The 22965-nt window shown below is 49.6% G+C and carries 20 protein-coding genes and 1 pseudogene; all 21 read right to left on the reverse strand.

What is annotated here, in order from left to right; genetic code table 11:
* Positions 1-16 precede the first annotated feature (16 nt).
* A complete protein-coding gene (locus BM346_RS05075) occupies positions 17-964 on the reverse strand; it encodes a glycosyltransferase (RefSeq protein ID WP_092009454.1) in 948 nt (315 codons plus the stop codon).
* Between the two features lie 1026 nt (positions 965-1990).
* Positions 1991-3561: pseudogene (locus BM346_RS05080) on the reverse strand (IS3 family transposase).
* A 273-nt stretch (positions 3562-3834) separates the two neighbouring features.
* The gene (locus BM346_RS05085; RefSeq protein WP_227662934.1) at positions 3835-5250 is read right to left on the reverse strand and encodes a lipopolysaccharide biosynthesis protein; all 1416 of its coding nucleotides are present in this window, start codon (positions 5248-5250) and stop codon (positions 3835-3837) included.
* A gap of 52 nt (positions 5251-5302) precedes the next feature.
* Positions 5303-6085, reverse strand: coding sequence for a phosphocholine cytidylyltransferase family protein (locus tag BM346_RS05090; RefSeq protein ID WP_092009458.1), 783 nt, complete (start codon positions 6083-6085; stop codon positions 5303-5305).
* The gene (locus BM346_RS05095; RefSeq protein WP_167812638.1) at positions 6085-6957 is read right to left on the reverse strand and encodes a formyltransferase family protein; all 873 of its coding nucleotides are present in this window, start codon (positions 6955-6957) and stop codon (positions 6085-6087) included. Before BM346_RS05095 ends, BM346_RS05090 begins: the two co-directional genes overlap by 1 nt.
* A complete protein-coding gene (locus BM346_RS18040) occupies positions 6954-7340 on the reverse strand; it encodes a hypothetical protein (RefSeq protein WP_167812637.1) in 387 nt (128 codons plus the stop codon). Before BM346_RS18040 ends, BM346_RS05095 begins: the two co-directional genes overlap by 4 nt.
* A gap of 2 nt (positions 7341-7342) precedes the next feature.
* Positions 7343-7951 (reverse strand): gamma-glutamyl-gamma-aminobutyrate hydrolase family protein, encoded by a 609-nt coding sequence (locus BM346_RS05100; protein WP_092009462.1) that lies wholly within the window; start codon positions 7949-7951, stop codon positions 7343-7345.
* Positions 7951-11007, reverse strand: a complete 3057-nt coding sequence (locus BM346_RS05105) for a PEP-utilizing enzyme (RefSeq protein WP_092009464.1) — start codon at positions 11005-11007, stop codon at positions 7951-7953. Before BM346_RS05105 ends, BM346_RS05100 begins: the two co-directional genes overlap by 1 nt.
* 16 nt (positions 11008-11023) lie before the next feature.
* The gene (locus tag BM346_RS05110; protein WP_092009466.1) at positions 11024-12349 is read right to left on the reverse strand and encodes a CDP-glycerol glycerophosphotransferase family protein; all 1326 of its coding nucleotides are present in this window, start codon (positions 12347-12349) and stop codon (positions 11024-11026) included.
* Between the two features lie 10 nt (positions 12350-12359).
* Complete coding sequence (locus BM346_RS05115; protein WP_092009468.1) at positions 12360-13478, reverse strand: DegT/DnrJ/EryC1/StrS family aminotransferase; 1119 nt, start codon at positions 13476-13478, stop codon at positions 12360-12362.
* Complete coding sequence (locus BM346_RS05120; RefSeq protein WP_092009470.1) at positions 13475-13939, reverse strand: acyltransferase; 465 nt, start codon at positions 13937-13939, stop codon at positions 13475-13477. Before BM346_RS05120 ends, BM346_RS05115 begins: the two co-directional genes overlap by 4 nt.
* Positions 13936-14343 carry a sugar 3,4-ketoisomerase gene (locus BM346_RS05125; RefSeq protein ID WP_092009472.1) on the reverse strand — a complete coding sequence of 136 codons (408 nt, stop codon included), beginning with the start codon at positions 14341-14343 and terminating at the stop codon, positions 13936-13938. Before BM346_RS05125 ends, BM346_RS05120 begins: the two co-directional genes overlap by 4 nt.
* Positions 14340-14906: a dTDP-4-dehydrorhamnose 3,5-epimerase gene (rfbC, locus tag BM346_RS05130; RefSeq protein ID WP_092009474.1), complete on the reverse strand. Its 567-nt coding sequence runs from the start codon at positions 14904-14906 to the stop codon at positions 14340-14342. The genes BM346_RS05125 and rfbC overlap by 4 nt, the downstream gene beginning before the upstream one ends.
* A gap of 9 nt (positions 14907-14915) precedes the next feature.
* On the reverse strand, positions 14916-15785 hold the full coding sequence (gene rfbA, locus BM346_RS05135) for a glucose-1-phosphate thymidylyltransferase RfbA (RefSeq protein ID WP_092009476.1): 870 nt from the start codon (positions 15783-15785) through the stop codon (positions 14916-14918).
* 78 nt (positions 15786-15863) lie between these two features.
* Positions 15864-16748 carry a dTDP-4-dehydrorhamnose reductase gene (rfbD, locus tag BM346_RS05140; protein ID WP_092009478.1) on the reverse strand — a complete coding sequence of 295 codons (885 nt, stop codon included), beginning with the start codon at positions 16746-16748 and terminating at the stop codon, positions 15864-15866.
* 129 nt (positions 16749-16877) lie between these two features.
* Complete coding sequence (gene rfbB / locus BM346_RS05145; protein ID WP_092009480.1) at positions 16878-17951, reverse strand: dTDP-glucose 4,6-dehydratase; 1074 nt, start codon at positions 17949-17951, stop codon at positions 16878-16880.
* 5 nt (positions 17952-17956) lie between these two features.
* Entirely contained in the window at positions 17957-18895 is a 939-nt protein-coding gene (locus BM346_RS05150; RefSeq protein ID WP_092009482.1) for a Wzz/FepE/Etk N-terminal domain-containing protein, read from the reverse strand.
* A 116-nt stretch (positions 18896-19011) separates the two neighbouring features.
* Entirely contained in the window at positions 19012-19377 is a 366-nt protein-coding gene (locus BM346_RS05155) for a type II toxin-antitoxin system VapC family toxin (protein WP_092009484.1), read from the reverse strand.
* Positions 19367-19591: a hypothetical protein gene (locus tag BM346_RS05160; RefSeq protein WP_092009486.1), complete on the reverse strand. Its 225-nt coding sequence runs from the start codon at positions 19589-19591 to the stop codon at positions 19367-19369. Before BM346_RS05160 ends, BM346_RS05155 begins: the two co-directional genes overlap by 11 nt.
* Before the next feature lie 125 nt (positions 19592-19716).
* Positions 19717-20082 carry a GxxExxY protein gene (locus tag BM346_RS05165; protein ID WP_092009487.1) on the reverse strand — a complete coding sequence of 122 codons (366 nt, stop codon included), beginning with the start codon at positions 20080-20082 and terminating at the stop codon, positions 19717-19719.
* A 163-nt stretch (positions 20083-20245) separates the two neighbouring features.
* A complete protein-coding gene (locus BM346_RS05170; protein ID WP_139229906.1) occupies positions 20246-22927 on the reverse strand; it encodes an SLBB domain-containing protein in 2682 nt (893 codons plus the stop codon).
* Between the last annotated feature and the right edge of the window lie 38 nt (positions 22928-22965).

Consider the following 22965-nt stretch of genomic DNA (forward strand, 5'->3'; position numbering starts at 1 on the left):
TTTCAATACGGATATACTATTTATTAATTTTGTCTTTAACACCGTCATAAATATATAAGCAGAGCCATACAGCAAAGCAATCGAAACCAAATAAAATCGTTTTTGGAGAAAGGCGTTGCTTTCTGCTTTTAACTTGAAAGAAGTTAAAATAGCGTCGGTCTCTCTTTGTCATTGGAATATTTTTGGTTATCCATTCACGCACTTTTGCAAAATCATTTATGAGTTCCGGATGAACGTCTTTGCGACGGCCACTCATACTCACACCACCAATCTGATGCTTCATCGTGATACGATCTATGAAACCAATAGAATAACCTTTTTTTAAAGCTTTTAAATATAAAGGATAGTCTTCGAGCAACACAAAATCTTCATCGAAACCGCCCATCTCTTGAAGAAATTTTTTTTGATAGTAAGTGCAGGCACCGCTAATAAAATTGCCTTTCACCGCTAAAGCCTTAAGGGTCTCTTTTCTATCCCCTTTTTTAAGTAGCTCTGCATCACGACGGACTGGTCTAACTGAAATCGCTTGGTCGTTGCTCAATATTTCCCTAAATGCAGTCAACATTTGAAAATTACTGGATTCAAAGGCCCGCAATATTGTTGAAACTGAGCTTTTATTATAAAACTCATCTCCCGAACTAAGCGGAATTATAATATCCCCTGAACTCAGCGACACCGCCTTATTAAAAGACTTTACAGTACCCAAATTTTTTTCGTTAGAATAGATCAAAAAACTACAATGAATTTTCTCATTACAGCAATATTCTGATACTTTAGAAACGAGGAAGTCGTAGTTATAGTTATCAGAACCATCATCGGCTATTATATATTCTACATCCCTAGACATGAAAATATCTTGATCAAATACTGATCTGATGGTGCGCTCTATTCTTGAAAAGTCGTTATAAGAAAGCGTTATAATTGTAACTTTATGGCCATAAAATCTATCAAATTTTTCCTTCATATAAAACCGACCCAGTCGTACTAGTTTTGAAAAATTGTCTCAAAAATATATTTTTAATAGGTATAATACTATTGCGATTCGCTGGAAGTTTAGTTAACTAAGCAGCCAGAATAAACGAGTGAAATCGGTTTGACCAGTGTTTATGTGATGGTGGCTGGGCATCACGTCTAGCTTGCAAAAAAATTTTCACTTAAATAATTTCTGGTTCTTTCTAGCAAAGATCAGGATTTATAGAATAACTAATAAACTAGGAATTCCTCGTGCTTACAAGACCACTTTTCCCAAATGCTCGAAAAGAGCTTCAGATTGGAAGGTCCCATTTATATTGCCAGTAACCCCCTTCAAGGCCGATACGAGTTCCGTCCTGATTGTACTACCAGAGTACGCAATCCGCAGCAACGGCTCGTATTTTAGCTTTCGATATATGGGCGTTTATCTGGAACATACTCGCTTCAACAAACCACAGCTTTGTATTTGGTTTGCACGCCAATGTAGCATTTTTATACTAGTGCGCTCGGGACAAATATTACAAGGGCTCAAGCGGACTCCGTGCCCAGCTCATTTATCTGCGACAGGAATCGAATAACGAGCTCTGCCCGAAATGAAACTTCGGCCTCAATACTGAAGGTATCACGGAAGAAGAGATTGATGACCTTTTAAAACAGCTTGCTGCGACCACCCCTATGCGCCAAGGTAGTACATGTGAAGCTCACGGGTAACCGTCCTGAAGAGCGTCCAACGCTGCTGGGCGCGCGGGCGGCAATATGAAGTGGGCCTGTCGTCGGAGCAATCTCAGCGTCACGCGCCAGCACGCCAGCACGCCAGCACGCCAGCACGCCAGCACGCCAGCACGCCAGCCTGATCGTAGGTGAATGTCCTGTCAATTTTATCCGGCTGAGCCCGATATAAACACCTCCTGCAGCTTGGCAGCGAGTACTAATTACTCTTGCGCTTGATCCGGCACCTCATATTTAGCACAGTTGAGATGAGCGGCAATTTTCAACCCAGTTGTCCAAATGACCACATTTAAGCGGCCAGTTTATTGCGCTCAACTTCCTGCATCTTGCCAAGGTTGAGCGATACCGGTCCGGTGACCTCCCAGTTCCGGGTATTGTCAGACCAGCACCGTGGATTCCGGCGCTTTGCTCTTTCATAAACCATTTTCCGGCGTGCTAGGCGCTCAAGATCAACACCACGGTGGCGATCTGATGGTGTCACGCACCGGATGCCGCTGTGAAGGTGCTGTTCGTTGTAGGCATACTCGAATGCCAGCACCCAGTCGCGCACGGCCGTGAGCGATTTAAAGCCCTTTGATGGCCACTCGGGGCAGCATTTGACGGTCCGGAACAACGACTCCGAATAGGGATTATTGTTGCTGACTCTCGGTCGACTATGGGACAGCAGCATGCCTAGATCGGCCAACCTGGCTTTGAGCATGTATGACCTCATTGGCGCTCCATTGTCGGAGTGCAGCACGGGTGGATTGTGCCAGCAGCCCTCTCTTAACGAAGCACGCTCAACCAGCTTTTTAGCCAGCTCCCCGGATTCCACATCATGGATTTCCCAAGCAACGATCTTGCGACTGTAGATGTCCATGATCAGGTACAGGTACCAATGCTGGCCACGCACCGCTGAAGGACAATAACTAATGTCCCAGTTCCACACCTGGTTCGGGCCTGCCGCGGTAAAGCTGGTAGGCTCCAGCACCTTGCGGGGCGACTTCACGCGTCCCCGGTGATTCTGTTGCTGGTGCTTTTTCAGTACCCGATAAAAGGAGGATCCCGAGGCTAGGGAAAGGTCTTTGTCGGCCAGTGACGGCATAACCGGCGACGGTGGCGAACTCCGGTACTGAGGTTGATTACACGTACTCAGGATGGCCAGCTCCTCGGCTTGTGTTAGTTTATGGGGCTGCTGAATCGGCTCTGCTTCAGGGCGCTGATCTTCAGCAACCTGGCCGTCAGTACCTCGCCAGCGCTTCAATGTGCGCTCGCTGATATCGATTGTCTGGGCCACCTTGTACCGGGCAGCGCCACCGGTAACGGCTTCATCAAACAGCTCCAGAAGCCTTGCACGCTCGTCCAGTGGCGTCAGCTGTCCCCGCCGGTGTCCGGATCCTCGCCGTACAAGGCTTCGAGCTTTTTTGACAGCACCAGAAGCGACGTGGTCTCAGCCAGAGCCATGTCCTTGCGGCGAACTTCCGCTTTCAGCTTTTTGGTGGTTTTCCGGGACTCTCGTTTCTGCTTCTGAGCCGCTTTGTCCTGGTCTTCTTGCATGCCAGCACCCTGAAGGGAGGCTTCTTTCCAGCGCTGCACCTGTTCTGGATACAAGCCTTTCTCGCGGCAATAGCCAATGAGTTCGGCTTCAGACATAGAGGCCGTTTCCGCTACAACGGCCAGCTTGGCTTCAGGGGACCAATCTTCCCCGGTGGTGCGATTACCTGGCACGGGCATTCCTTGTTGTCGACACTGTTTCAACCAACTATACAGAGTCACATCGGATATGCCTTCCTCCACCGACACTGACAAAACACTGCGGTTCTGTGGTGGTAACAACTTATTCAAAACGGCTGCGTTACGCTCTTCGGAATAACGCGGCATAAATGCTCCCATGCCGCCCCTAGATTATTAAATTCAGGCGAAATCGCCAACTGGACAACTAGGCGGACAGAGAGGGGGGGGGATCGTCTATCCTGCGGCGCGTTAGCTACCGCCTCAAGCTACTGGGAAATCAGTTCAGCTCATGAGCGATGATCCAACGATTGCCGCCCTGCGCGTCATTCATTTGAACGTGACACGATCAGTGGTGCAGAGGAGACGATTGCGTTTTTCATCTGCAATAAGAGTCCGTTTACCAGAGGGTATTGAGCTTAATTATTGAAGGCGCGCCCTCTTCACAAAACGAAAAGCCATTCCTAGAAAAATAGGGTCTTTAAGAAGGATTAACATCGAAAAATACACAACGGAACCGACGCCCACTTTCATGCAAAGCCAGTACCACTCTTCCGAGAAGCCTAAAAGCCCTACGCCAATGAACATTATTGCAGCGGCAATAAAATAGTTTTTGGTTGAATTTAGCTGCGCCAAGGCCCCAAAATCAAAATATTTTCCGGGGAAATAGGAATTTATCAAGAAAGATATTAGTACATTAATGACAACAGCAACGGCAACAGCTTCGATCCCAAAATTTACGGCAACAAGAAGAGTACCTACAGTAACAGGGAGCTTAACTAGATCCACCTTAAGGAAAAGATCTGATCGACCAATAACATTTAAAATACTCATACTAACAGCGCTAATCGGCGTTATCGCGCGCGCAAAGCACAATATTTGAATAATCGGCACCGCCGACAGCCATTGTTCTCCAAGGAAAAGATGAACGAACTCTTGTGCGACGGCCGAAAAACCAATCAATGCTGGCAAAGAAACCAACATTGTTAACTGTATTATTTTCCGATATGCAGCGATTAAACGCTCTCTTTCCATTTTAATCGAGGTGAGGACTGGGTACGAAACCCCTTGCATTGTAGAAGTAATAAACTGAGCCAAAAAATTCGTTAGATTGGTGGCTTGCGTAAAGTATCCTACGCTCGCGGCGTTATAATACTTCCCCACCAACGCAATGTAAATATTGTTTACTAATGTTGATATAAAACCTGCAATGATCAAATTCGAACCAAAGAAAAAAAGACTCTTAAACGAATCGAGGCTAAATACTAATTTTGGGATCCAGCGAGTGAAAAGCCAAAGACATATAGTCTGAACCAATGCTCTGAGCAAGAGCATCCAGACAAAGGCCCAGTAATCGTATCCAGATTTTGCCAAGTACAGCCCCGCACCAGCGCTTATAACTGTTGCGATTGCTGCTGCGATAGCTTGACTCTTAAAATCAACCTTGATTAATAATTGGGCACGCACCACTACTGCCAGAGAATTAATTATAATCACCAAAAACAGCAATCTCGCTATTTCTACTAATTCAGGCTCACCGTAAAACTGTGCGATCAGGGGGGCGGAGAAATACAGCAGTGCATAAATGGCTAAACCGTAGGCAACATTTACATAAAAAATAGTAGATGTATCATCACTAGTCAGGGCTTCGCTACGTTGGACCAATGCCTGAGAGAACCCACTGCTAACAACGCTTTCTGCTAGAAGCATAAAGATCATCAACATTCCGATCAAGCCAAAGCTCTCAGGGCCGATCAGTTTAGCTAGATAGAGGGTTACAATCAGAAAGCCGAACTGGCTTATCAACTTATCCAAGACGTTCCAGACTAAGCCGGACACGAATTTCTTTTTTAGATTGTCAGACAAGAGAGGTAATTCTCTATAGACCAGTTTAGTCCGCAAGCTCAATATACGAGCTAAGGCAATTCTGGGTGTGCATTTGATTATACTTTTCGAGTTCTATAGCAGTATCGACTTCCAGCCAGCCGTTGGAAATCAGAGCTGGTCTAATGTCCCAGCCCGAATCAATTAGAGATTGGATAAAGCTAGTCATATACATATTTTCAAAATCTTTACCATCATAACTTTCCGAAGGATCGAGTGAATGATAAAAGTTGATGAAGTCCTGAACTTTGTCTGCCCGAACTTTAATCAAGCCCATATATTGCGCTTCGACATCTTTATAGTCATTTGGCTTTTTTCCAAGCTCGACTACACGACCTGACTTTATTTTAAACGTTTCTGCATCGGCAAGCGGATCCTCCATGCGTAGTGACCATAATCGTCTCCATTCTTTATCTGCAGCAATGCTCACTTCGCCTTCAGTTTCTAATAGCCTTTCTAAAACTCTCTGTTCGTAGACGACGTCACCATAACAGATTAGTAAATCAACGCCGGGACTCATGAAGGATTCGGCGCAAAACAAAGTGTTTACCATATTGGTTTCTGCAAATCGATCATTTACAAAAACCTTTACACCAGGTGCGGTAAGCTGGTTTTTCAGATAGCCGCCGACTATAGCAATATCAGAAATCCTAATACCGACCGATTTAATTACATCAAGTTGCCTGTGTAATAGCGGTCTACCTGCTAATTCAACCATACATTTTGGCCTGTCATGAGTGTAAGGTCGCAACCGTGTACCCTTTCCCGCAGCCAGGATAATCACTTTCATTAATTTCGCTCCTTCTTTAAGAAAAAATCTATTACACGACTCCGAAGGGACGGGTGCATAAAAAAGTAGGTCCGTCCTCCAGATGCGTTTTGAGGCGCGCCGGAGATATTTAGCATGTCTATGTTTCCACTATTGTCGAGCAGCGACTTATTTTCAAATATTGAGTTCAAGAAATTAATAAACGTTATAATCCGAAGGGCAGGGTCGTAGAACTCAAGAATTGCCTGGTAGATTTTCTCATTTTCAAAAGCTCCTAGATCGGTTCGACTAAAATCGACCTCAAACTCCTGCTGAACGATCACATCTCCTGTATCTATTCCTGGCTCCATATAGAATGCACTATATCCAACTTTACCTCTCAGGAGCAATGACCAATAAAAACCGTCAGCCCCCCTAACTTCGGGCACGATTCCCGGGTGAATGTGGAGAAATTTTATATTCTTAACGGATAGTACTGGCTCTTTTAGCAATCCGCCCCCGGTGAAGAGGACAACTTGCGGGCTGATCAGTCGTAGATATCGCGTTAAACGGTCATCGTTGATTCCTGTAACCGAAATTTTTTCTATTGGATTTTGACAATAAGTGTTTAACTTTGCGTTTAAACAGTGACGTGTGAGTCCATTCTCTTTAAGAAATATTTTAGATAAATTAGACGGAATAGTCAGTGCCGAATATCTCTTATATAATTCGACTATCTTTCGAGCAACGAATTTTCCGATCCCAGCCTTTAATAACTTATATTTTTTCGAAGCCGGCTCAATATCCAGAAAGATAATTTTATTCGGTCGATAACCATGCTTTTTCAACAGTGCTAGGTATATCCTAGCGGGAATGGTATCCACAAACAAAACTGTTAAACCAAGCTCTTTCATAGATGATGACCCACAGTTTTTCTCATAAGCCTGATGGCTAAACATTGCAATTTTTGGAAAACTTCTTGGGCCTCCCATTCCTCAAGAAACTTCTTTTCTACCAAGAGATCATTCAATTTTAAAGCCGTGTTAAGAAATTTATAGTCTTCGAAAGACGAAGCTGCAACTAAGAATAATTCCAGTAAGTCCCTATAGGGTTGCCTGCCAATTTCTTCGTTGCTCATCTTGACGGAAAGATCCGGCGTGTAGCTACGGTAGACCTTTTTTACTACATCAACTTTTTTACACAGACGGTCAATTTTAACGAAATCGATCTCACTAAAAACGAAGTCGCAGCTTACTTTCAAAGAAAGATATTGTTCCGTATTAAAATCACCGTTCACAGTTATTTTCCATCGAAATGGTTTTTCAACAAAGCCAGGTCGCTGTCGGCTATTGGTTTTTCGCGCTCAGGATGCCACATGATCCCTAGCCACGGTAACGATCGATGCCTTAAGGCCTCAATAACACCATCAGCAGACTGTGCGAGGGGCGTTAATGATGATGAGAGCGTTGTAGAGATGATCGACTGTTTGTGGAAACTGTTGACAGCCAGCAAACCGTTTTCTTCTGCCCAATGGCCCGAAAGACTGTGTCGAGTATTTACATGGCCTTGGGTCACTATGAGGTCTCCGCCGCAATAATAGTTAATAAATTGCATACCCCGGCAAACTCCAAGCACTGGCAATCTTTTGGAACTGCTATAATCAAGAACACCTAGCTCAAGACGGTCACGAGCTGGAGCACTGCCAATATCATTGCCCCCACTAAGGATAAAGCCATCCAGACTCAGCGCTTCCAAATATTCAGTGACCTCAGCCACTCCGCTGCATAGTGGCAGCGGGAGATACCCAAGACTCCATAGCAATGTTGCCCATCGCACGTCTAAGGCGTCGCGCTCCTCGCAGCGCCCTTGAACTTCATCTAATCTCGCGCTTATACCGATCCGTTTCATTAATAAAGTATCTTCAGTTGCCTGTTCGGAGGGTCCAACTCCAGAACATTTGCTTTCGCTAGCTGCCTATAAAGGTGTTCCCCGATACCAATGGCGGCAGGTAACCCAAACTCCGCAGTACGAATGGCCATGTGAGAGTTTGCACCACCATACATTGTGACAAGACCAGCGATGTCCTGCCCGAATAGCCAATCATATCCGGGGTCAGCTTGGGGGATCAGTACGATCCGACCCTCGACTTGAAGTTGCTCTGAATCCGTGGTTATTTGCGCCAAATTAATACAGTCGGCTACTATCCTCTTCGATCCGATGTAGTTTGGCTGACCAGCCTGCAGCAGAAACGAATAAAAATCCTGCCTTCCGCAAATGAGAGCAGGCAGTTCACACGCCAATGACACCTGTCGTTGAGTAGCGCTACGACTCGCCAAATAACGCGCATAGTCGCCATTATCCTGAGATTTCACACAGATATTCTGTAAATCAGATAGCGTAAGGTTGGCAATTTCATCTCTTGTAATAGAATATTTCTCACCCCACTTCGCTATCAGATCGAGGGCCCGCGACAGGTTACGGGTGAATATGAATTTAGCTTTTTCGCGGCCCTCTATTGCATTAAAGAGAAACCGTTCAAGTTCCACGTCTGAATAATCGAGTCCTTTTGCGCGAATGGCTTCAAAGAAGGCCGCTTTTTCTCTCTGCCAATTCCCAACACTTTTCGCTTTTCGTTCACTTCCACTACTGCTATACACGATTGGCCTCAGATATTTCTCTGGGTCATCTCTGTATGCAGGCGACGTGATGTCATACGTTCCTGGGCGTAAATGGCCATACTTATTCACAAACACTTCCCAGGGCATTTCGCCTTTTTCCGTCGCTTGAGCGTCTGCATTCAGTTCATGAGAAACAGTTCGAACAGTCGTCATTAACTCATCATGCGCTGACCCACTAATTATGCCGGTTTTAACAGCCTCCTTAAGTAAGGTCACGGCAACGAATGCGCTTCGAGCTAGGTGCGCAAAAGGCAGGGTTCCTAACATTTTACAGTCATCGAGCAAGATTTTTGCTTTTTCAATCAGCGCCGAGTTACATGTAATTGGTCTTTCATTGATGGCAGTATAGTTCGACTGCAAACGAACCAGGCCTCCAATATCTGCATTAGTACGCTCAATAGCATTTGCGGTTATTTGACGAAGGCCCGTTTCCAAGCAGTCCACCTCCGTATCCGATAAGCCAGCTTCGTTAACGAGGCGATTCCTCCAACCAGCGAAATCCAGTCCTAGACACGTTGGTACTACATCAAACTCAACCTTGTCGTGTAAATGGGGGTGCTGGCGCAACCAATTGAGGTAAAACGTAACCAAACGCTGCGCAAGTCCATCTGGCACACTGGCCGGAATAAAAGAGTTGAAACTGGCTCTGACGTCGATGTATGGCTTGCCAGCAAAGTTCACCAAGAGGGGGTGAGGGCGCACATCCCGGTAACCAAATTCTGCGCGCTGCGTCGCCCAAACCTCATCCAAAATCAGGTAACGGTAGAGGCTTTCTGCAAGGGTCGACGGGTGGGTCCCTATAATCTCAGCCGGATTCCAGTCTGGCATTACCCCATAAATTGGATCGGTCCCAACCACTTGGGGTAAAGCGGGCTCCAGCGAATCCCAACGCATCTCCGCTTGTCGCAAATTTTCGTTGATGACTTCTGATAGTCCTGGGACGTTAGTGTGCTCTACTGCAATTGGCCGAACCTGAAGTATGTAAACCTGCCCAGATTCATCCAGGGCAAACTCTACATCAAGAGCGTCATAGGCCAGTAATTGTTCAATTTCCTTCAGGGCCCTTACTAACGTAACTAGCCTTTGATCCGCAACCAGGTCCATAGATGCGTCCCGGCGGACATAAAGGGTCCGGCTGTTAATGCTGTGCCCCCCTGTAATACCATCCGTTCTGCCGCTTTCTTCATAATTGACTACATACCAAGGTCCGCCCCGTTCCAGAGTACGGGTGAACGCCACCCCGCTCATTAAAACGTTCCCTAGCATTGGCTGTATTAAAACCTGATCTTCGAGACAAGCATTCTGATATGACGAAATAACTTCGGTTACAGCACACTCCAATCCCGTACGAATATCAACATTCAATACACTTGAATAGGCTCCTGCATTGGAGTGATTAAACCCATCCTCGCTTCGCGCACTTGAACGAACTACTACGGAATTACCATTAAATTTATCTAGAACAGACTTCATTATACTACTGGCGTTGCTTTTCCAGTCAGAAATGCTGAAAGATACCTGATCCAGTATAATCGCGGAGGAAATCATTCCTCGTAGGCGAGCGAGAGTATCTGCCTTGGTTCCCAGAACGAAGTGAGCGATGTCTCTTTCCTGATTCACTTCAGCCCAATCTCCGGAAACATCGTACCCAACAACAGGAAGTCCATTACTACGCAACCACTCCACGAGACCTGAAAGGTGCATACGTCGTAGACTTTCGGGCGCTTCAGTTTTCAATAATCGAAGATGATCTATCGCTCTTCCTGTTAACCAGACCAAACCGATGAATTCTCCGCTAGCCCAGTCCATTGGAATATCGCTTCCGAGGCGGTGAACAGCCGGTGATCCGCCAAGAATTTTCTCACTTTGCTCCATGTCCCGAGGATCGCGATCGAGGTATCGTTGCTTCCAAAGGCTGTCCCATGCAACAACAATAGGGGCTTCTTTTTCTTTCATCTCCTCCACAACCTGAGGTCGGAAAAGAATGTCGCCATAACAGACGAGCAGGTCTTCAACGTCATCAAGATCAACCTCAAGAAGAGACCCAGCACTTCCCGTAGTTTCCCAGCGTGGATTAACTACTCTTCTTATATCTGGATAACGTTCGGCAATATGCTCCGATTGATAGCCAAGCACCAAATCGATCTGTGATTCTGGTACGGCCAATGCGTTGAGTAACCAGTTGAGAACGGAAATCCCGTTCACAGGTTCAAGTAAGGTAGGTTGTTCTCCTTGATGGGGTGCTCCCGCCCCGAGAATGACGCAGCGACTGTAAGTAGATTTCAATTTAACCTCAAATTCTTCAGTGATAACTTTTAGTCAAGGCACTCTTAATATCTTTAATTATTTTCTCTGAGGGAAGCTCTTCATCGTAAAACTCGGAAAGATACCGATTGAAGCAGGAACTATCACTATTTTCATGAAAGCTTTTGTCTCTTACTAAATCTAGGATGAAGTCGCTAATCTCTGCCTCCGAGTTAGCAGTCCGATAACGCTCGAAGACACATTTTCCAAAATCATTAAGGAAATCCATATCGCTTCTAGTGCCATTTTTTAGATATAAACCTGGCTTCCCAGTAACTGCATACTCAACAATAAAAGAGCTGCAATCATGAATTATGGCGTCGGAATGCATAAATAAGTATTCGTACTCGCCTTCGTCCAACTGGGTGTGTGCTTGATTTGACCAAAACTCATAATACTCATCAGTTCTCTCTTTGCCCCAATCAGGATGAAGATAAAGTTTCGCCTTAAGAATGGGGTGAGGCTTAAAAGACCACTGGACGAAATCTGCATATTGCTCAGCAAGCTGCTTCATAACCATGCCAAGCCTAAGGAAGGTAGAGAGAGACGAGTTATCATCCGATATACTGTGGTGCGGTGCATAAATTATTTTTTTCTTTTTATTAATCTGCATTTTCCAAACGTCCCCTTCGGCCGGGAGGTCGCACTTTAGCAGCATCTCAGTCGCCGGATAACCCGTGAGTTTACTATTTCTTCCTTGAATTCGAGAGACAACAGAAAACTTATCAAATATATACTTGTGCGGCCAATATATTCGCCACATAGAATTTAGCATCAGCGTATCGAGCTCTTCCTGGGCATCACCTACGTGATTTGTAGCCATATAGTAATAGGGTACGTATATACTCAAGTATCTTGAGTAAGCATCTTGATAATACTCTTTCAACGTTAGGTTATGGGGATTCGTAAATACAACAATATCTGGATCCAAATCGCGAAGACGAACAATTTGACCATCATCTTTAATAGATTTTTCAACTGAATAACCTTTAGTCTTGAAATACTCATAGGTTTTTTCGAGCTCTTCGCGCATCCTTTCGTGCCCGAACGAAGTATAGGGACATACCAAAACTTCAGGTTCAAAAAATGGATCGGCGGCCATTATTTGATAGAGAGCATCCACTTTCCAGACACTCTTGTGAACCGCAAGGAAGACCACTTTTATCCGTTTTCGCTGCGCAAGTTCATCGACTAAGTAGGCGTGCCTCAGCCTAACTCTATTAATTTTAAGACGGCCACTAATTCGATCGAAAGTATTACGCTTTAGTATTTTAAGATAGCTTTTCAGAGGACCGGGTAGGTAAGCCTTTATAAAATCAATCATGAGGGGGTTGCTATTTCAAAAAGGCGTTTATTGCATCAATAACGGCGAAGACCTGGGATTCTGTCATCACAGGGCTCATCGGCAAGCTAAGAACATTCCTGTGAATGCGCTCGGACACTGGGTGGCTGCGTTGACTCCATGATTTAAAGGCTTTTTGCTTATGTGGCGGGACGGGATAATGAATCAGAGTTTGGATGCCCGCTTCACTGAGATGTGCCTGGAGTTCTTCTCGATTATCGGTACGAAGGACGTAGAGGTGAAATGCATGGTAACCCAAGCCTGCAAGGCTACAGTTAGACGATATCGGATGCTCAATTTTTGAGCTAACAATATGTTCTACGTAATTAAGAGCAATAATGCGCCGACGCAATATTTCTGCGTCAAGGTTTTGGAGCTTGACGCGCAGTAATGCTGCCTGCAACTCATCTAGGCGGCTATTGACCCCCTGGTAAACGTTCTCATATTTCTTATGGCTACCGTAGTTGCCGAGAGCACGGATGCAGCTCGCCAGCTCTGGATCGTTAGTCGTCACGGCGCCTGCATCTCCCAACGCCCCAAGGTTTTTACCTGGATAAAAACTGAATCCTGCAGCATGGCCCCAGCTGCCGGCTTTCCTTCCGTTCAGAGTGGCCCCATGAGCCTGGGCGGCGTCTTCCAGAACGAGAAGACCCCTTCGTTCCGCAAGCGGCATTATTTCAGCCATCGGAGCCAATTGACCATATAAATGCACAATCACAATGGCTTTCGTATTCGGAGTGATCGCTTCTTGAATACTATCTGCACTGAGGTTGAAGGTGGACTCATCCGGCTCAACCAAGACCGGCGTAAGACCGTTTTCAGTGATCGCCAAAATACTGGCGATATATGTGTTTGAAGGCACGATCACCTCGTCACCTTCGTTGATCTTCCCCATCTCCTTCCAAGCGCGAAGAGTCAAAGTAAGTGCGTCCAGACCATTCGCAACGCCAATACAGTGCTTCGTGCCGCAGTAGGCCGAAAACTCGTTCTCAAAAGCATGAACCTCAGCCCCTTGGATGTACCAACCTGAGTCAATGACTCTGGTGGCAGCTTCCACCAATGCGTCACGATATTGGCCGTTGATAGACTTTATATCCAGGAAAGGAATCATTCTTCTAAATACCTTAAAATTCGGGCAGGGTTTCCGATAACAAGCGCGCGCGGCGGAATATCCTTAGTTACTACAGCCCCGGCTCCAACCATAGCGCCCTCACCGATACAAATTCCGGGCAACACCGTTGCATTTGCTCCAATGCTCGCTCGACTTTGGACAGTAATACCTAAAAATTCATCTGGATACGCCTTAGAGCGGGGGTAAGAGTCATTGGTGAAAGTCACATTCGGACCAACGAAAACGTCGTCTGAAAGCCGGGTTCCATTCCAGAGCTGAACTCCTGACTTGACCGTTACTCTATCGCCTATGATTACGTCACCCTCAATCAAAGTTTGGGCACAAATATTACAGTCGCGACCGATTGTGGCGCCTTTCAGAATGACAACAAACTGCCAAATTTTTGTTCCGTCGCCAATGGAACATTCGGCAACGTCCGCCAGCGGGTGAATGAAATTCATGCCGTAACTCGCCTAATGAACTCTTCGTAGTCTCGAATATAGTCAGACTCGTCGTAGTGCTCGCTTGCCAATACGAGCAGAACACAGTCTTCGCTAAAGTCATGCATTTCTCGCCAAACCATATCCTCGATCAGCAAACCCTTTGTCGGCGAGTCCAACCAAGTCTCTACCCGTTCTTCGCCGTCATCAAGCACCATCCGGCATTTACCGGCGACACAAATGGCGACTTGTTTCAGAACTTTATGGGCATGAAAGCCGCGGCTTACCCCCTCTGCCGTGTGGAAAATGTAATAGACACGCTTTATATCGAATGGAACGGCTTTCTCCATACCAATTTCGACGGCTACCAAACTACCACGGTCATCGCCCAAGCTCTGAAAATCAATCCATTTCAACTGACTCATTGGCGGTCATCCGATTGCTGATATTTCTCTGCCTGGAGGAATGGAACGGCCGCCCCGTCTTTTTGTGACACGAGGGGGCAAGCACCCTCACCAAGCGGCCAGTCTATCGCGAGCTCTTTATCTGCCCAATGAATAGACCGCTCATGCTCGGGTGCGTAGAAATTTGTGCACTTGTATTGAAAGTCCGCCGTTTCGCTAGTTACTAAAAATCCGTGTGCAAACCCCGGTGGCACCCACAACATGCGTTTGTTATCTTCCGAGAGATATTCCCCTACCCAGTGGCCAAAAGTGGGTGAACTTGCACGCAGGTCTACGGCAACATCGAACACTTCACCACGAGTTACACGTACGAGTTTGCCCTGGGGCTGTTTGATCTGGTAGTGAAGGCCGCGCAAGGTGTTTTTGACGGAACGGCTGTGGTTGTCCTGCACAAAGGTCGCATCGATTCCGGCATCACAGAAGGCTCGTTTGTTCCACGTTTCCATGAAAAAGCCGCGATCGTCTCCGAAGACCTTAGGTTCAATGAGCTTTACATCTGGAATTCTAGTTTCAATGATTTTCATAGAGTTCGCTTACTTGGTTTCGGCCAATTTCCTTAGGTATGCTCCATAACTGTTCTTTTTGAGGTTTTCTGCCTCGGAAAGCAGTTGTTCCCTGCCAATGAAGCCCATTCGGTAAGCTACTTCCTCTAGGCACGCAATCTTCAGGCCTTGGCGTTTTTCCAACGTTTCGATAAAGCCCGAGGCCTCGTGTAGAGAATCGAAAGTGCCTGTGTCGAGCCAAGCGAAGCCTCGGCCCAACAGCTCTACCTCCAGATCGCCCCGTTCCAGATAGGCTTGGTTTACGCTGGTGATTTCCAGCTCGCCTCTCTCTGAGCGTTTTACCTGTTTGGCGATGTCGACCACATCATTGTCATAGAAGTAGAGGCCGGTAACGGCGTAGTCGGATTTTGGGTTGGAAGGCTTTTCTTCGATGGAAATGGCGCGTCGTTTATCGTCAAACTCCACTACCCCAAAACGCTCGGGGTCGGTTACCTGATAACCAAATACAGTAGCACCTTTGTCTCGCATTGCTGCATTTTGCAGCATATTGCTCAACCCTTGGCCGTAATAGATATTGTCGCCCAAAACCAGGCATACGCTGTCTTGACCGATGAATTCCTCGCCAATGATAAACGCTTGGGCCAGCCCCTCTGGGCTCGGCTGTGCTGCATAGGTGAGATTGACTCCCCATTGACTTCCGTCATTCAGCAAGCGCTTAAAGCCCTCTTGGTCTTCGGGAGTGGTGATCACCAGGATCTCCCGTATTCCGGCCAGCATAAGCACTGACAAAGGGTAGTAGATCATGGGTTTGTCGTACACTGGAAGGAGCTGCTTGGAGATGCCACGGGTAATCGGGTATAGACGGGTGCCGGAGCCTCCGGCGAGGACAATGCCTTTCACTTACTGCTCCTTAAAAAGACTTTTTAGCCACGGAATCCGCGGAAGGACACGGAAGAATAAAAACAAATTTCCTCGTTTTCATCGCCAAGAACGGTTTTCAAGGTACTCGCCAAGGGTAACCTCTAGCTGGCTTTGCCAGGACGGCATCTGGAGACCGAGAGTCTGTTCGAGTTTGCTCACATCCATTCTTGAGTTCAGCGGTCTTTGGGCGGGTGTTGGATACGCGCTAGTTGGGATTGGGTTCGCATTGTCAGGATCCAGCTTTAGTTCTTCCCCTGCGTCGATAGCCAGCCCAAAAATCCTGGTGGCAAAGCCGTGCCAGCTGGTTTCCCCTTTCGGGGCCAGATTATACAGGCCCGCTTCCAGCTGGCTGTTGAGGGCGAGGGTAGTGACCTGGGCGATCAGGCGGGCCGGCGTGGGAGCGCCGATCTGATCCGCCACTATGTGGAGCTCGGTTTTGTCCCTGGCCAGGCGCAGCATGGTTTTCATGAAGTTGTTGCCTCGTGCGCTATAAACCCAGCTGGTGCGGAAGATAAGGTAATCCGCACCGCTCTGTTCGATGGCCTGGTCCCCGGCGAGCTTGGTTGTACCGTAATGGCTCAGGGAACCGGTAGGGCTGGATTCCTGCCAGGGTGTTTCGCCAGTCCCAGGGTAGACGTAATCACTGCTGTAGTGGACAAGGCGGATTCCTTTGGCCGCAGCATAAGCGGCGAGCTGGGCAGGCAAAGCGGCGTTGAGTCGCTCCGCTTCGGTTTGCTGTTCCTCGGCTGCGTCGACAGCAGTCCAGGCTGCTGCGTTTACGATCAGGTCTGGTTTAATGTCCGCCAGGTAAGCAGTTACGGCCTGTTCACTCATCAGGTCCAGTTCCGCCCTGGTGGGGGCGATGATGTTGCCTAGCGGGGACAGAGTACGATGGAGCTCGAAGCCGACCTGGCCGGTTTTTCCCAAGAGCAGAATATTCATAGAAAAAAGACTTTTCCTTGCCACGGAATCCACGGAAGAAAACGGAAGTTAAAAACGAAAAACTGAAAGATCTTTATCTTTGTTGCTATTTTTCCGTGTCTTTCCGTGGATTCCGTGGCTGAACGATTATTAGTTGGTCACGCCCAAGCGCTCGCGTTGGTAGCTGCCGTCCTGGACTCTTTGGCACCAGTCCAGGTTGTTCAGGTACCACTCAACGGTTTTTCGAATACCACTTTCGAAGGTTTCTTCCGGAGCCCAGCCCAGCTCTTGTTGGATCTTGCTGGCGTCGATGGCGTAACGCATGTCATGACCCGGACGGTCAGTCACATGGGTAATCAGGTCACGGTAACTCAAAGCCCCTGGGCGCAATTCCTGAAGGATATCGCAGATAGTGTGTACCACATCGATGTTCTGTTTCTCGTTGTGGCCACCGATATTGTAGGTTTCGCCCGGCTTGCCTTCGGTTACCACTTTGTATAGCGCACGGGCATGATCTTCCACGTAGAGCCAGTCGCGGATCTGATCGCCTTTGCCGTATACAGGGAGCGGCTTCCCGTCCAGGGCATTGAGAATTACCAACGGAATGAGCTTTTCAGGGAAGTGGTAGGGCCCGTAGTTGTTGGAGCAGTTGGTGACCAACACTGGCAGGCCATAGGTACGCATCCAGGCCCGTACCAAGTGGTCTGAGCTTGCTTTGCTGGCCGAATATGGACTACTTGGAGCGTAGGCGGTGGTCTCGGTGAACAGGTGTTCTGTGGCGTCGTCACTCTCACCCGGGTGTGGCAGGTCACCGTAGACTTCATCCGTGCTGATGTGGTGGAAGCGGAAGTTTTCACGGCGGTCCGCATCCATACCCTGCCAGTATCGGCGGGCGGCTTCCAGCAGCGTGTAAGTCCCTACTATGTTGGTCTCGATGAACGCAGCCGGGCCGTCTATGGAGCGATCCACGTGGCTCTCCGCTGCAAGGTGCATGATGGCGTCAGGCTGGTGCTGGGCGAGCACACGATCTACCTCGGCACTGTTGCAGATGTCCACCTGTTCGAAGGTGTAACGGCTGCTTTCGCTCACCTTGGCAAGGCTTTCGAGGTTGCCGGCGTATGTAAGCTTGTCCAGATTGATTACTTCATCGTCAGTGTTCTTGATGATGTGACGAATGACAGCAGAGCCGATAAAGCCGGCACCGCCAGTGACTAGCAGTTTCATAATGTCTACTTCTCTTGTTTGCCGCTGCGAATAAAGGCAATGACGAATACAATGAATACGCCCAGCATGCCGCCGAGCATGGTGGCTACGATACAAATCAGTGCCCGCTTGGGTTCGCTCTTCTCTTGTGGAACAACAGCGGGATCCACGGTCTGGAAAACATACTCCTTCTGAGCATTTGCCAACATAACCGTGCGAGTTTCACTCTCGATCAGTTGGTAGAACACCTGCTGCATTCCAGAAATGTTGGTTTCATTCAGTTTCTCTTCCAGGTAATCGATGCTTGCTTCCGCTTCCTCGATGTCTCGCTTGCGCATGTGTTCGTTGATGTCCCGCACCAGCCAGTCGGTCCAGTTCTTGGCTGCGACCGGTGACAGGCTCTTAACGCTTACAGTGACCATTCCATTTTCCTGGTTTTCACTGACACTCAGGTGGTCTTCGCGGAATTTCTTGACCATGTCCCAGTCAGTGGGTTCCAGGCTCTCGCCATCCTCCATGGCCCACTCGTCGGTATCTGGGTTGTAAATTTCGCGGTCATAGACCCACTCCTCCTGCTCTATGTCCCAACCCTCGGTGGCCATCAAGGGGACTTTCAGGTTATGGCGGTGGATAAAATCCGTCAGAAAAGCGCGGGACTGGAGGATTTCTCTCGCAATAACTGTCTTGTTAGCGCTACCGCCGCCAAGGTTGACGCCGGCAAGACTGGCCAGGCCGCCCAGCTGCCCCGCCATTCGACTCAGGCCGCCGGAGTCATCCTCCGTGGGTGCTAGAAGGGCGCTGGCTTGGTAAATGTTGGGCTTGTAAAGCGCATACGCCACGCCGGCGACGGCGAAGACGAAGGTGGTAGCAATGATGATCCACTTACCGCGCCAGAGGGTGGCGAAGAGTTCGCGAAGGTCTATTTCGTCGTCTGGGTAGTGTTGGTGTTCTGGTGTTTGGTTCATAGAAAAATGTTAGCCACGGAATCCACTGAAAAACACGGAAAATGAAAGAAGGATTTAGTTACGAACGGTATGGACTTTACGGAAAAGAGATCTTGAAAATATGGGCGGAGCCTTTCTCAGGAGACCAGTTCCTCCAAGGATATTGCTGCACCAACATGTCGCTGCTTGAGCTTTTCGTCGTTGGTAACTAGCGTGAACCCGCTGGTTATGGCCGTTGCAGAGATAATACTGTCTGGAAGCTTTAATGACGTTGTTCGGCGAATCTTGATGGCAGCATCCTGGACCAGCTTGTCCAGCTGGATTATTGCGACTTTCTGAAGCACCTCGCGCAGCTTTACTTCGTCCTCGGCAGTCAGAGCTGGCCAAGAGAGCAGCTCTGACTCGGTGATCACAGAAGCACCGTACTGATTGACCGGGAGCTTCAGCTTGCGATCTATGGCGTAGATGATGGCGCTAGTGTCGAGGAGGTATTTACCACTCATCTCGCATTTCCCTTTGCACCTCAACGGCGTCCCGTCCCTGGAACGCTTCCACCCGCAGATTGCTAAGATCCAGGGATGCTGCTTCGGGACTCGGTGCCGACTCGTCTCTCACCATCACCACGATTTTTGCGTGGCTATTCCTGAGTCGACTGTACTCAGGAGGAATTTTTACCACGCCATCCTGGATGTCTGCCTCAAACTCTATCGCATACATGACTGGACTCCCATTTGATCTTTCGCCTGGCTAACTGTACCAAAAATTCCGGTTTGGGATTAGGAAAGCTGGTTTCGCCACGGAATCCACGGAAGGACACGGAAAAATAAAAGAAAAAATTGAAATTAAAGGACAATTCTTCTTACTACGGCCTTTGGAAAAGTGAAATTCACCAATAGACCAACTTTGAGGTTTGTCGCTCTCAGGTAGTTCATCAGTTGGGCTTCTGAGCCTACCGGCAGTTTCTGCTGGGCTTTGAGTTCCACGATGACGGAATTTTCAACCAGCAGATCCAGTCGAAAGCCGCCTATCTCCTGGCCTTTGTATCGAATAACTACCGGCTTCTCCTGCTCAACCAGCAGGCCTTTGCCAGTAAGTTCGTGGACAAGGGCTTTCTGGTAAACAGATTCCAGAAAGCCGTGCCCAAGCTGGCGATAAACTTCATAAACACAGCCACGAATCCGATAAGTAAGCTCTGCGTCCTTGAGCATGTTTGATTCCTTTCTTGCCACCGAATCCACGGAAAGCACGGGAAAGAGACGTAAAGAAACTGACTGAGATAGCGGGTATCCTCTAAATCAAAGGCCTCCCGCAACCAAAGGTTTTATTCTTTCTTCCGTGTCCTTCCGTGGATTCCGTGGCTAAATCAGGTCCTTACAGGTTGCCCACCGCAGCGGCACCCAGGGCCATCTGGTAGATGATCTGGCTTACGTTGCTCCAGAGTTCCAGCTGGTTGAGGCGGTCGACGTCGATCGGGACGATGATGGTGTCGCCTGGTTGCAGGGTCTGGCTGCGGCCGCCCCACCAGCGGCTTTCTTTGGGTAGCATGACGCTGCCGTCGGCCTTGACCACGTAGACGCGGGTTTCGTCTGCCTGGCGGGTGGGGCCGCCGCTGCGTTCGAGGTAGTCGTCCACGGTGACGCCGTTACTGTGCAGGTGGCTGGTGGGGTACTGCACTTCGCCGAGTACGGTGACGGATTGGGGCATGGTGGGTACGGTCAGCGCGTCGCCGTCCTGCAGGCGGATGGCCTGGTAGTTCTCATTGCTGACCACGGCTTCCAGGTCGATGACCATGCGACCCAGGGGACGACTGTTCTGGACGTCTTCCAGCAGGCCCTGCACCTGTTGTACGCGATTGGCGTTCTGGCCGCCAAAGCTGTCGCCCTGCAGCTGAACACCCAGAAGGTCGCCCTGCAGTCGTTCCTCTGCTTCCCTCAGGCGTTCGGCCTCCAGCTCGCGGAGCTTCTTGCGGGTGAATACCGCGCCCCGTGGGAAAGCGTTGTCCGTCAGCCCGCCGGCTCTTTCCAGAACATCGCTCAGGGTTTCGCCTTCACCAAAGGTGTATTCACCCGGGAAGCGGACCTCGCCTTCCAGGGTAACGCGGAATTTCTTGTCGAAGTCCGGAATGGGCTTGATCAGGAGCGTGTCGCGGCTTTGCAGGTTTATGCGCTGCTGGCCTGCAACGATGGCGGCCAGATCAATCTGCTGGATGGTGGTTCTGGCGTCGCCGCGGTCGCCTTCTTCGATTCGGGCCAGTTCGGCGGTGAGCATTGAGGCGGAGTCCTTCAGGCCGCCGGCAAGGGTGATCACCGCAGTCAGGTCATGGCTCAAAGGCAGGGGGTACTCGCCCGGGTAGCGCACTTCGCCGTTTACTTCCACCACCTGGGCGGGGTACCGGGGCGTGGCCTGGGACTTCAGGCGCTGAATAACCCCTGCCAGCATGGGCTCGCGCTGCCACTGGCGCAGGTTGAGGAGCTTTTGTTCCTCTTCCTCGGTAAGGGCTTCCCGTTCGAGGATGGCCAGCCACTTTTCTTCCTCCAGGCGGACCTTTTCCTGCTCGCTGAGGTTTTGCTGGTTCTGCTGGCGTTTGTTGCGCTCTTCCAGGCGCTCGACAGCCAGCTTATGTTCCTCGTGTTTCAGCTTGCGCTCGTCCAGGTCGGTCTTGTCCAGGTCAGAGAAGATGTAAAGCCTGTCCCGCTCCTGAAGGACCGGGTCGTGCTCGCTGCCGGGCAGGGAAGCCACCTTGCGGAGGTTAACGGCCAGGGTAGAGATACGATCGGTGTCTTCGTCCACCCGCACGATCAGTGCGCTGGTGGTGTCTGCTGCGGGTTCCAGGTCGTTCTGGATGCTCTGAATCAGAGACGATGCCCGCATGCCGGGTATCCAGGCGTAGCGCCCGGGTCGGGTGGCGGCGCCCTTGATCTCCACATACTGGCCAGTGATGTCGGCAATGGAGGCTACGTCGATACGGTCACCGGGCTTAACCCGGGCCTGCTGGCCCTGGGGGGTGGTGAGGTTGGCTTCGGCGACAATGCGAAGGAACTCGTCATTGGTGCGCTCGATCTTCACCCGCTGGGGGTAGGCCTGTGGCGTCATTCCGCCGGCCAGGCGCACCAGTTGCTGGAGGCTGGTTTCGCCATCCAGCTCGTAGAGCGCGGGCCGGTAGACTTCGCCGTCTATGCCGACCCGCGGACCAACCGGCGGGATGAAGATGGCATCGCCCGGCTGCAGCCGTCGATCCGCCGAGGTGTCGCCCTTCAGGAGCAGATCGTACAGATCCAGGGTTCCGATGACCTTGCCATCGCGCTTGTGCTGTACCTGCCGCAGTGAGCCGGTCTTCTTGATACCGCCAGACACGTAAAGCGCATTGGTGATGGTGGAGAGTGAGCTGACACTGTAGGAGCCCGGCTTGCGGGCCTCACCCAGTACGAACACGCGCATACTGCGCAGCTCGCCCAGGCTGACGCTGGCTTCCACGCCGATGTACTGCTCTGAAACCCGCTTCTTGATCTGCTGGCGGGCTTCGTCAAAACTCAGGCCCGCGACGGATACCGGGCCGGAGTCCGGAAAGCTGATGGTGCCATCCCGGGAGATGGGCAGCTCCAGCTGCTGGTTTTCCTTGCCCCACAACTGTACCCGGAGGACATCACCCGGCCCGAGGGTGTAATTGACGGGCACGGGAATCTCGGTCACCGGGGCGAAGGTGGTGGACGTACCTTCAAACAACTCGTATCCGAACGGCTTCAGGCCGCCGTTCTTGCGCTCTTCCTCCTCTTCCCTCTCCTGTTCGTCCCGCTGCCGGGCCTGCTCGCGCTCCTCGTCGGAAATGCTGCTGAGTGGCTCGACCACATTCACATTGTCGGGACGCTGTTGCTGGCTGCCGCCGCCCCTGATGGTGTCCAGGTCCACGCCGTACTGCCGCGCCAGGGCTTCCTGCTGGGCACGGGGCATGTTCTTGAACTGCTCAATCTGGGACTGGCTGATGGACTGGGCAGAGATGGTCAGGGGCAGCAGGGTGGCTGCCAGGGCGGTGAGGAGTTTTTGTTTCAGAGTCACGAGTTTGGAGTCCGGTAGTGAAAGACTTTTTGCCGCGG

Source organism: Marinobacter daqiaonensis (assembly GCF_900115285.1).
Taxonomy (GTDB): domain Bacteria; phylum Pseudomonadota; class Gammaproteobacteria; order Pseudomonadales; family Oleiphilaceae; genus Marinobacter; species Marinobacter daqiaonensis.